Here is a 10,965-nt window from a genome sequence, read left to right on the forward strand (position 1 = left end):
AATCGAGCTCATTTCGTCGCCTCTCGCCGCCTTCTGCGGCGGGAGGCGATGGACGTCAGACCAAAAATTGCGGCATTCTCGAATCTAGAGACGCGGTGCCGGAAGACGAGTGGAGGCATGCTCATGATGAGGCTCCTATTGATTCTCCTCGCGGCGATCGGCTTGATCGCCCGCGCGGACGCACAGGCGGTGCGCAGGGATTCCGCCAAGGCTTTCCAGAAAGTTCGCGAATGCGCGACCCAGATGGGGCCTAACATCATAACCTTCAGCTTCTATCAGCCGACGCAATCGCGAAGCCAGTTCTGCGAGGACATTCCTGAGACAGGACCGACGACCATCGTGGTCGACACGATGCAGGACGAATTGCGGGACATGATGGTGGAGATCCGCATCGTTGAGGCGGACCCGAAGGGGGACGACGAGGCTGCGCCGAACGAAGCCTACCTGCCGCCCGCGCAGTTCCAGACCGGCGTTATCCAGCTCGAACACGACTTCAGGAAGCAAGGCGACTATGTGGCGCTCGTGCGGGCGCGCAGCGAAGATGGGCGCAAGGAATACAACGCCCGTTTCCCCTTCTCGGTCGGGGAAGCGTTTCTACGCGATTGGACTGCGGTCGCCGTCGCTACCGTCGTAGCGCTCGCTCTGGGCGCGGGCTGGTACGCGCATGTCTTCGGCAAGCGATCGTCGAAAAAGACCAAGCTCCGCCACGCGTGATGGCGACCGTTTGCTCCCTTGGAGCGAACGGTCTTCGCGCTGGATCGTATCGCGAGCGCAACGAAGCAATCCACTTTTTAGTGCGACTCCTGGATTGCTTCGTCGCTTACGCTCCTCGCAATGACGGTCTTTGCATTCCAAAAACGGCGTGCATCTATGTCGACGCTGTGCCCGGCTCCTCGAAGGCCAAAGCCGCTCCCTGCCGCATGGGCGTCGCGCCGGCCGCCAGCACGTAGCCGAGGCGGTCGAGGCTGGCATGCCCTTCTTCTCGATCTCGGGCTCCGACCTCGTCGAAATGTTCGTCGGCGTCGGCGCGTCGTGTGTGCGCGTCATTGCCGCCGCCAAGGCCGGCGGACAAACTCGGCACGGTCGCCTATGCCGATACGCACCAGGAACATTTCCTCGGCTATTCGATCCGGCACCAGACGATCTCCAAAGCGACGTAGCAGACGATCGACGCCGAAGTGCGGCGGCTGGTGCAGGAAGCCTATGATGAGGCCAAGCGCATCTTGACCGAAAAACACAGGCAACTCGATACGCTCGCGAATGGGGTGCTCGAGTTCGAGATGCTGACGGGCGAGGAGATGAAGGTTCTACCCGAGGGCAGGCTACCGCTGCGGGAGTCCATGGAAGTCAGGTCACCAGATGATAGGCGGCCAATAGTCGATCCATCCGGTTATGACTCGAAACTGCTTCATTATTGCTCATATCGTAACTGCATTTTTCCCGAATCTCATCCTAGCAGGCTTAATGGCGTGGGATGTGCTACCGGCCGTTCATCAGTGAATCCGTGCCGGACATCCCAACGCCGGCCGGCGTCGTCGCCAAGACGGAAACGCCGCGCCGCGTCCTTTTCGAGCTCTCGCTGCAGAACCAACGGCCCGTGATCGGCGGGCGCGGCACTTCCGCCGAAGCGATCATCGAATTGGGGGGAGGAGTCAACGCGGCGGGGGCGATCGAGGGTGACAAGCCGATGGCGGACGAGGCCATCATCGCGGCGGCGCCTGACATGGTCGTGATGATGCGTCGCGACGGCACGGCCTCGGAGGAGAACCATGGAACTCAGAGGAGTTAGGCTCCGTTAGTACGCCCTTGGCGTCGGCACTCGACGGGATTCTATGTAGGCTACGTGCTCGCCACCATTGATGGACGACAATCGTCAGCACGCCGCTGCGCGTCTACTTTTGGTCAAGCTCCTGTTCCAATTTCTCCAATAGCGCTTGTAACTCGTCGGGCAGCGGTTCCCCGATGATCTCTGTGAGCTTAATCCGTAGCTCCTTGCCGATTTGCTGGAGACCGGCGAAGGGCAATTCCTGGAGTTCGCGAGCGAGCGGGTCGCTTCTTTGGTTGTTTTTTTCTGTCATCACGGCCCGCCCGAGGCCGCAACTTTTCTGCGGTGGCTTTGTTCCATGATTTCTTAACAGTCGGATTCGCGCCATGTTCGGCCCGGTCAAGGCCAGGTTGCTCGGGCCGGCGTCCAACCCAGGCGCGCGCAGTATGCTAAGCACGACGCCACTCCGTACCGAAGACAGCTTGCCGCCGGCGGCAGTCGTCTATGACCGCCTCGATCGGCAGCGCGTCGCGCAGCTCCGCCGAAAAAAATCCAGCGCGCACAAATTCGCCAAAAGGCTGCAATCCGCGTCGCGCCATAAGGTCGCGGAGAGAGCGGTAGGCTGCGGCCGCCACGGTATGGATCGCCAGTTCGTCTTCTTCCGCAAACCAAAAGCGGATCGCGGCGTCCAGTTTCTCCTGGCAGCGGCCGCGTTCGTCACGGGCATGCCCGCGCCGTCAGCGTCCAACTACATGCCCTTGCTCAACCAACGATACGCTATCCCCAAGTTGGATTTGCCAGACGCAACATCGCCTCGCCTAACCCTTGGCGGCGATCGCAGCGACGCAGACGGAGGCAAGTTTGTCCCTTGGGGTTAGGGCGCGCGTGTGGCGGTGAATGGCGCTGCGATAACCGTCGTCGCCCGCGCAACGCCATAAGGCGGCAGTTTCGCCAGAATGTCCGCGCCCGCCGGGTAAACAGCGACTTGACCGCCGGTTGTCAGAAGGCGAGAGGCAGCGTTACGCGTCGGTTAGCGCATGAATTTTGGTCACGCGTCTTGCGCGCGACTGGCGATTGCCTGGGCGTGTTTCTTTGCCGCTGCGCTCGCCGAAGGATGCGCCTACGCCGCTGAAGAGCCGACAAAGACTTGAGTCGGCGGGTTGCCTGACGATTCCGACGAAGGCGCCCGTCTGTAACGGGATAATGCCGCCCGGGGATTCCGGGATAATGGCGCCCCCCTTTTACGAGATGATCCCGCCCGGGCGCCGCGTTCGTTGACCGACGAGATTTGTCTCACCTCCGATTGTTTTTGGTCAAGTCGTTTTGGGTCCTTTGGCGCGGGCGCGGCGCAGGCTCTCGCCGACGAGTTCTACGCGATGCGCGTTGTGCACGAGGCGGTCCAAGATCGCGTCGGCGTAGGTGGGATCGCCGATGACCTCATGCCATGAGGTCACGGGAAGTTGGGATGTGACGATCGTCGATCGTCGCCCATAGCGCTCTTCGAGGATTTCCAGGAGATCGTGGCGGGCGCCGGCGTCGAGCGGCTCGAGGCCGAAGTCGTCGAGGATCAGGAGATCGGCGCGGCCGAGGGATTTGATAAGACGCGGTGGCGCCCATCGCCGCGCGCGAGTGCAAGGTCTTCGCAGAGCTTCGGCCAGCGATGATAGACGACCGAGCGATTGTCCCGGCAAGCCTTCTGGCCGATGGCGCAGGCGAGCCAGCTCTTGCCGACGCCGGACGGACCGACGAGGGCGAGATTGTCGTGGGCGTCGATCCATTGGCCCTCGGCTAGCTTCTGGAACAGGGCGCGGTCGAGCCCGCGCGCGGCGCGGTAGTCGACATCTTCGATGCTGGCCTGCTGGCGGAGTTTTGCGGCGCGCAGCCTGGCCGTCAGCCGCTTGTCGCGTCGAAGAGACGCTTCTCGATCAAGCAGCAGCGCGAGCCAGTCGTTGCGGTCGATCCCTTTCGCCTCATCTGTCTCTGCGAGTTCGGCGAAAGCCTTGGCCATTCCGTAAAGGCCGAGGGCGTGAAGCTGGTCGAGGGTGGGATGTTTAAGCAAGTCGCTGTCTCCTAATGATAGTAGCGCGGGCCGCGGATATTGGGGTGAAGGATCGGAGCCGCGTCCGCGGCGCGCTTTGCCGCCGGCTTCCGATCGAGCTTGTTGTCGAGGATGGATTTGACCGAGCCGTAGGTCTTCGCGCCGATCTCGATGGCGCGCTCCGCCGCGGCCTCGACGCGCTCGGACCCGTAGGGGCCGACAAGGCGGACGATGCCCAGACAAGCGCGATAGCCCTGTTCGGGATGATGCCGCGCCTCCAGAATCTGCTCGCAGAGCGCCGCCGTCGCCGGGCCGATCTTGCGGGCGTCCTCGCGGATGCGTTCAACGGTCCAGCCGGCATAGCGCCGGTGGCTCGACGGCATGTGCTCGGGAATGGTCGTGTGCTTGCGGTTGCCGCTCATCCGCAGATGGACGGCGATGCGCTCGCTCTTGCAGAAAATCTCGACGCCGCGGACGGTCAGGCGCGCTTCGACCTCCGCCCGGGCGAAGCGATAAGGCACGGAGTAATAATGCGCGTCGATCTCGACGTGATAGTCGATGCCGACGCGGCGCAAGCGCCATTCGCAATATTCGTAAGGCTCGACTGGAAGCGCCTTCAATGCCGGGCGGTCGATCTCGTCGAACAATTGGCGACGGGTGACACCGAGCCGGCGGATGGGGCGCTCCTCGTTGAGAGTTTTCAGCATCCCGTCGATGGCGGCGTTGACCTCCGCGAGGCTGTAGAAGGTTTTGCGACGCAGCCTGCCGAGCAGCCAGCGTTCGACGATCAGCACCGCCGATTCCACCTTCGCCTTGTCGCGCGGTTTTCTGGGCCGGGCCGGCAAAAGCGCGGCGCCGTAATGCGCCGCCATGTCGGCGTAGGTGCGGTTGACCTGTGGATCGTAGAAGCAGGCTTTGACGATGGCGGTCTTGGCGTTGTCCGGCACGATGAGCTGCGGAACGCCGCCGATCGCCTCAAGCGCGCCGACATGGGCGTCGATCCAGTCAGGAAGCGTCTGCGTCCAGCTCGCTCTCGCGAATGTGAGGCTCGACGCGCCCAGCACCGCGACGAATATCTGCCCCATGCGCACTTCGCCGGTGAGCCTGTCGACGACGACGGGAACGCCGTCGCCGGCGTAATCGACGAACAGGCGCTCGCCGGCGGCGTGGGTCTGCCGCATGGTCACCGACAGCGTTTTCTCGAAGGCGCGATACAGCTCGCAAAAGCGCGAATAGCGATAGCCGCCGGGGTTCTCGGCGATGTATTCGTCCCACAGGATCGTCAGGGTGACGTGCTTGCGCTTCAGCTCGCGATGCACGTTTGCCCAGTCCGGCTCTTCGACGCGCCGGTGACCGCGCTTGCTGCGCCGGTTGGCGTAAAGCGCCGCCTCCAGCGCGTCGTCGTTCATTCCCTCCGGCAGCGGCCAGGAGAGCCCGGCGCCCTCCGCGCGTTCGAGCGCTTCCCGAACCGTCGAACGCGGCATGCCGAGACGCCGGGAAATCTCGTGCGCTGAAACCGACGCGGTCTTCAGCCGAATAATCTCGCGCGCCTGGCGCATCGTAATCCGCTCCGCTGGCATGAATCGCTCCCCCTTGGATTGCCAAAGGAGCGACTTGATCAGGCCAACGGCGGCGGTGAGCCACTGCACGAAATCACCCGGGCGGGATCATTCCGTTGCAGGGGGCGGGATCATCTCGGAATCGGGGGGCGCCATCATTCCGTAACGGGTGGGCGCCTTCATCTCGTTTTAGGGGGCGCCATCAAGCGGAATCAGCAACGCTGCAACTCCGGGAGCCAAACCACGCCTATCCGAACACGTGCGAGCGCATCAAGCTCCGGGACAGACGGCAAGGGGGCAGCTCGCGGAAACTAGAGGAGCCGCTATGAGAGACGAATGACGACCCGCGCCCACATGTTCGCTGGGTGGGCGGGGGCGTTATTGGTGGTCTTGCTATGCAGGTCTTGGCGGCCCTTAGAACACAATCGCTGCGGTTGTCGTGAAGCTCGTTGGCGGAGCTGCTTAGGGTTTTTGTTCTAGTCGGGGCTGAGCCGGCGAGCCGGCGCAGGGTCTTTCGAGCCTGCGCCGATACATCAGGCGAGAATGACTGGCTATCGATGCCTACGGCTCATCCAGTCGGCGCGTGCACGGCCGGCACTCGCTTAAACTCGCGCGTTCAGCGTCACATAGGCCGAGCGCGGGGTGCCTGGCGTGTTGTTGTTGTTATGCTCGAAGACATAGTACGTAAGCGCTTAGCCGATCCCCTTCTGCCGAAAATGTTCTGATCATGCGAAGAAGCCCCTGCTTTCGAGGGTGGCTGTAATGACCAGAGACGTCAAAATGGACGCCCAAATGGGCGTCTCGAAAGAAGGCTACGCGGGACGGATTGAGGTGGTTGCCGGCCCCACGGGCCGTCGGCGACGCTCTGAGGCGGAGAAAGCTCGGATCGCCGCCGAGAGTCTGACGCCGAACGCCATCGTGGCCGATATCGCTCGCCGATACGGAGCGACGCGCTGGCAGATCTACGATTCATAGTACCGCGCGCCAGCCAGATTCTCGACGTTGAGCTATCCCGAGACATTCTCGCTCAACCTGATGAACAAGGCGCCGTCCACGCGCGCGTAAACGGGCACCACGACGAAATTGTCGATCGCCGGATAGAACTTGGAATTGTACCACGCCGGCGCCGACGCCCAGAACGCCAGGGCCCGCCGAAGCCGCTCACGTCGTTCACGTCCTGGTAGCCGGCGAGCCGACCTAACCCAGACCGCCGTAAATTGCCAACCAAGAGCATGCTCTTGCCGGTGCAGGCGCCGGCAAGAGTCTCGCCCGCCATGCCGCTCAGGCCAAGCGCGTCGTCGAGTTCTCGATAAGGCGACCACGCCAACATCAGAGGTCACGACCGAACCCCGAATTGCATCTTTTAGACGGCGGTCAAAATCGAGCCTGAGAGCCTCTCCATCCGATTCACCCGCCGCGTTCGTCATCGCCGCCTCACTCAACGAGCCTAACCTTCTAAAAATTGCTATAAATGACGAATTGTACAGTGAAATCAGAGTTCATCCGGCGAGTGCGGGCCAAAATGTTTGCTCTCATAACGCGGGCGAGAGTTCCGCCAATGACAGATGCTGTGAGTGTGGCAAAGTGGTGAGAGAACAGCCGGCGCTGTGGGAGTGGTGACTGCCCCCGCACCGAATAGTCCTATAGCCCTCTGCTTAGGTCGTATATGGCGGCATCTCAATTTTTCGCTCGGGGTCCAACCTGGCTTGCTTCAGTCGCAGGGAATTGACGACGACGCTTACAGATGACAGCGTCATCGCTGCGGCGGCGATCGTTGGTGATAAGAGTAGCCCGAAGATCGGATAGAGCGCGCCAGCGGCAATGGGCACGCCCGCGGCATTATAAATGAACGCAAAGAACAGATTCTCGCGGATGTTGCGCATCGTCGTCTTGGAGAGGCGTCGACCACGCACGATGCCCCCGAGATCGCCCTTCAGCAAAGTCACCCCCGCGCTTTCGATCGCGACATCGGTTCCGGTTCCCATGGCGATTCCGACATCGGCAGCGGCCAGTGCAGGGGCATCATTCACGCCGTCTCCCGCCATGGCGACGATTCGACCCGCCTCGCGCAAGCTGGTCACGACTTTGCTCTTGTCCTCAGGGAGGATCTCAGCTTCGATCTCGCCGATTCCCAAGCGTTTGGCGACGGCCCGCGCCGTTGTCCAGTTATCGCCGGTTAGCATCACGACATCGACGCCATCTTCGCGCAGCGATTTCAGCGCGGCGTCCGTCGTCGCTTTGATTGGGTCAGCGATGCCGATGACGCCGGAAATTCTTCCGTCTATGGCGACAAAGATAGCAGTCGCGCCGTCTTCCCGCAGGCGTTCAGCGTCGCTATCGAGCGGCGTCGCATCGACGCCGAGCTCCACAAGGTATCGACGATTGCCGATCGCGACCACATTGCCTTCGACCCGACCGATGACGCCCTTGCCCACGGGGGAATCGAAATCCGTCGCACCTTTGAGCGCGAGCCCGCGCTCGGCTGCGGCCTGAACGATTGCGAACGCCAGGGGATGCTCGCTGGCGCGTTCAAGACTCGCCGCCGTCGCCAACAGATCTTCCTCGGAGATCCCGGTGACGGCGAGGATGGCCGTGACGCGCGGCTTGCCTTCGGTGAGCGTCCCGGTCTTGTCCACCACCAGCGTGTCTATTTTTTCCAAGCGCTCCAGCGCCTCGGCGCTTTTTATCAGCACGCCCGACTGCGCGCCGCGTCCCACGCCGACCATGATCGACATCGGCGTCGCAAGACCGAGCGCGCAAGGGCAAGCGATGATGAGAACGGAGACCGCTGCAACAAGGCCATACGTCATGCGTGGTTCCGGTCCCCAGATTGCCCAGGCAAGAAATGCAATAACGGCGATGAGAATGACGGCGGGCACGAACCATCCCGCCACTTGATCGGCGAGGCGCTGTATTGGCGCGCGGCTTCTCTGCGCGGATGCGACCATCTCGACAATCCTTGAGAGCACGGTGTCGCGGCCAACCTTCTCCGCGCGCATCACAAAGCCGCCAGTCTGATTAAGCGTGCCGCCGATGACTCTGTCGCCTGCAATCTTCGTCACCGGCATGGATTCGCCGGTGACCATGGACTCATCGACCGAACTGCGGCCCTCGACGAGTTCGCCGTCCACAGGAACCTTTTCTCCTGGACGGACGCGCAGGCGCTCGCCGACCTTCACAAGATCCAGCACAACTTCTTCGTCGGATCCGTCAGCGTTAATCCGAGTCGCCATTTTTGGCGCGAGATCGAGGAGCGCGCGTATGGCGCCGCCGGTCTGTTCCCGCGCGCGCAATTCAAGAACTTGTCCAAGCAGAACAAGGACGGTGATAACCGCCGCCGCCTCGAAATAGATCGGGACAGAGCCATCGAGGTTGCGGAATGCCGGCGGGAAGAGCGACGGCGCCAATGTTGCGATGACGCTGTAAATCCAGGCGATGCCCGTTCCCATGGCGATGAGCGTGAACATATTCAGATTACGTGTCACGAGCGATTGCGCGCCTCGAACCAAAAACGGCCAGCCAGCCCAAATCACGACCGGCGTCGCCAAAATAAGCTGAAGCCAGTTCGACGCCTGCGGCGCTAGCAAGTGATGGAGATTGAATAAATGTCCGCCCATCTCCAAGACGAGCACCGGCGCCGCCAACGCCAGCCCGATCCAGAACCGCCTAGTCATGTCGACGAGTTCGGCGTTCGGTTCGGCTTCGGTCGAAGCGACGAGTGGCTCAAGCGTCATGCCGCAGATTGGACAATTTCCGGGCCCGATCTGACGAATCTGCGGATGCATCGGGCATGTGTAGATAACGTCCGCTACATGGGATGGGTCTTGATGCGCATCCTCGATTGTGACACCGCCACGGGCCGTCTTCGATTCCTCATGCGAGGCGCGATCATGCCGATGCTCGTGGGCCACTCGGTTCATCCTTCCTTGCGCCGTCAGAAGCGGCATCGTAATTGATCTAGGCGTCCTTTGCGCAAGGTCGATCGTCGTTGCTCACTCGGCAATACGGCCGCCCCGCTTCCAGAAATGGCGGTTCCTTCAGTCACGGCCTCGACACCATTGGCTGCGGAGGCTCCCGCTCGACCGATGTCGTCGTGTATCGTCGCTCGAAAAGATCAACAACGCAAAGTTTAACGGCGGAACTGCAAGTCACTGGATGCGGTCCGCCATTTTGCTCGACGGTTTATGAGGGGCGCGGACTCCTTGGATGATATCACGCCGATGAGACCTTCCGCGCCTCGTACTGTTGCCTAAGGAACACGGCCCGACAGCAAATCGATGGTCGGACCGTTCCATTATTGTCGACGACAATTACCGTACGTCAGCTTCGCATCGAATATGCGTTCAATCACGAAGCTCTCTCCATCAGCGACAGACCCACACCCATTTTCCATGATGGCGGTGCCAGCACACATTATGTCTGTGTTGGCCAGGAGTGCTCCAATCACGATGCATGTGACGGCCATGCCCGCCGGGGACCATTCCGTGAGTCTGCGGGTCGTGCTCCTGGAGCTCTTGGGCCATCGCGGGAACGGATAGGGCCAGCATCGTCGCTAAGGCAATAGAGAGTCTAAGCATTAGTCTTTCCTCCTGTGAAGATTGTTGTGCATTGTTCTATGGAGCTGCGTGGATAGTTCCCCCCAACTCCTGTTTGACCTCTCCTTTTTGAGGCAGGCCAAACCCCTTGATCAGCGCATAGATCGCCGGAATGACAACGAGCGTCAGAGCCGTCGAAGACACCATCCCGCCAATCATCGGAACGGCGATGCGCTGCATAACTTCTGACCCTGCGCCAGTGCTCCAGAGGATCGGCACAAGCCCCGCCATGATTGCGACGACCGTCATCATCTTCGGCCGCACGCGCTCGACCGCGCCGAGCATAATCGCTTCTCGCAAATCGGCGCGAGTGAAGATCTTCCCTTTGGCCACGCGCTTGGCCGCGACCTCGCGCATTGCCGCATCGAGATAGATCAGCATCACGACGCCGGTCTCGGCGGCGACGCCAGCAAGCGCGATGAAGCCGACCGCAACCGCGACGGACATATTGAAGTTCAAGAGCCACATCAGCCACACGCCGCCGACCAGCGCGAAGGGCAGCGACAGCATGACAATCAATGTCTCGGTCAAGCGGCGGAAGTTCAGATAGAGCAGCAGGAAAATGACGAGCAGCGTCAGGGGCACGACGATCCGCATGCGCGCGTCGGCCCGCTCCAGATATTCGAATTGGCCGCTCCAGGTGACATAAGAGCCGGGTGGGAACTCGATCGCTTCTGTGACTGATTTGCGCGCTTCCGTGACATAGCCGCCAAGATCGCGGTCCCGAATATCGACGAAAATATAGACCGCAAGCTGACCGTTTTCGGTGCGGATCGAAGTTGGACCACGAACGAGTTCGACCCTCGCCACCTCGCCGAGCGGAACCGTCCCACCGCCCGGCATGGCGATGAGCACTTCGCTGGCGATCGCCCTCGGATCAGAACGAAAGTCGCGCGGATAGCGCATAGTGACGCCATAGCGTTCACGCCCCTCGACGGTCGTGGTTATGGTCTCGCCGCCAAGAGCCGTCGCGATAACCTCTTGCAAGTCGCCGATCATGAGTCCGTA

Annotated in this window: 9 protein-coding genes and 3 pseudogenes; 5 read left to right on the forward strand and 7 right to left on the reverse strand. The window is 61.5% G+C overall.

All coding sequences use genetic code 11. The annotated features are described in order from the left end of the window. The first annotated feature begins 123 nt into the window (after window positions 1-123). Window positions 124-714: a hypothetical protein gene (locus IYX23_RS00620; protein WP_245435102.1), complete on the forward strand. Its 591-nt coding sequence runs from the start codon at window positions 124-126 to the stop codon at window positions 712-714. Window positions 715-868: 154 nt separating this feature from the next. Here the strand turns inward: IYX23_RS00620 and IYX23_RS19995 are convergent, their stop codons facing one another. After that, a complete protein-coding gene (locus tag IYX23_RS19995; RefSeq protein ID WP_245435149.1) occupies window positions 869-1,081 on the reverse strand; it encodes a hypothetical protein in 213 nt (70 codons plus the stop codon). A gap of 85 nt (window positions 1,082-1,166) precedes the next feature. On the opposite strand from IYX23_RS19995, the pseudogene IYX23_RS20410 reads away from it, so the two are divergent. Together IYX23_RS20410 and IYX23_RS20005 are read left to right on the forward strand one after the other, a co-directional pair. Beyond that, a pseudogene (locus IYX23_RS20410) lies at window positions 1,167-1,292 on the forward strand (hypothetical protein); the annotation flags it as partial. Between the two features lie 182 nt (window positions 1,293-1,474). Further along, window positions 1,475-1,789 carry a hypothetical protein gene (locus IYX23_RS20005; protein ID WP_245435146.1) on the forward strand — a complete coding sequence of 105 codons (315 nt, stop codon included), beginning with the start codon at window positions 1,475-1,477 and terminating at the stop codon, window positions 1,787-1,789. 103 nt (window positions 1,790-1,892) lie between these two features. Here IYX23_RS20005 and IYX23_RS00630 read toward each other — a convergent pair whose 3' ends face one another. After that, a complete protein-coding gene (locus IYX23_RS00630) occupies window positions 1,893-2,078 on the reverse strand; it encodes a hypothetical protein (protein ID WP_109026916.1) in 186 nt (61 codons plus the stop codon). Window positions 2,079-2,151: 73 nt separating this feature from the next. Here IYX23_RS00630 and IYX23_RS00635 point away from each other — a divergent pair, with 73 nt between their 5' ends. Further along, a complete protein-coding gene (locus IYX23_RS00635) occupies window positions 2,152-2,643 on the forward strand; it encodes a hypothetical protein (RefSeq protein ID WP_196391640.1) in 492 nt (163 codons plus the stop codon). Between the two features lie 435 nt (window positions 2,644-3,078). Here the strand turns inward: IYX23_RS00635 and istB are convergent. Both istB and istA read right to left on the reverse strand, forming a co-directional pair. Beyond that, a pseudogene (istB, locus tag IYX23_RS00640) lies at window positions 3,079-3,824 on the reverse strand (IS21-like element helper ATPase IstB). An 11-nt stretch (window positions 3,825-3,835) separates the two neighbouring features. Beyond that, window positions 3,836-5,362, reverse strand: a complete 1,527-nt coding sequence (gene istA / locus IYX23_RS00645; RefSeq protein WP_192879627.1) for an IS21 family transposase — start codon at window positions 5,360-5,362, stop codon at window positions 3,836-3,838. A 762-nt stretch (window positions 5,363-6,124) separates the two neighbouring features. Here istA and IYX23_RS00650 point away from each other — a divergent pair. Next, entirely contained in the window at window positions 6,125-6,337 is a 213-nt protein-coding gene (locus IYX23_RS00650) for a transposase (protein ID WP_109026914.1), read from the forward strand. A 190-nt stretch (window positions 6,338-6,527) separates the two neighbouring features. Here IYX23_RS00650 and IYX23_RS20010 read toward each other — a convergent pair. The 3 genes and pseudogenes from IYX23_RS20010 to IYX23_RS00660 form a co-directional block, all read right to left on the reverse strand. Next, window positions 6,528-6,789, reverse strand: a pseudogene (locus IYX23_RS20010) (IS1380 family transposase); the annotation flags it as partial. Between the two features lie 228 nt (window positions 6,790-7,017). Next, window positions 7,018-9,309, reverse strand: coding sequence for a copper-translocating P-type ATPase (locus IYX23_RS00655; RefSeq protein WP_109026913.1), 2,292 nt, complete (start codon window positions 9,307-9,309; stop codon window positions 7,018-7,020). A 666-nt stretch (window positions 9,310-9,975) separates the two neighbouring features. Further along, window positions 9,976-10,965, reverse strand: a 990-nt coding sequence (locus IYX23_RS00660) for an efflux RND transporter permease subunit (protein WP_196398809.1), incomplete at its 5' end; no start/stop codon positions are given.

The organism is Methylocystis sp. L43 (assembly GCF_015709525.1).
GTDB lineage: Bacteria > Pseudomonadota > Alphaproteobacteria > Rhizobiales > Beijerinckiaceae > Methylocystis.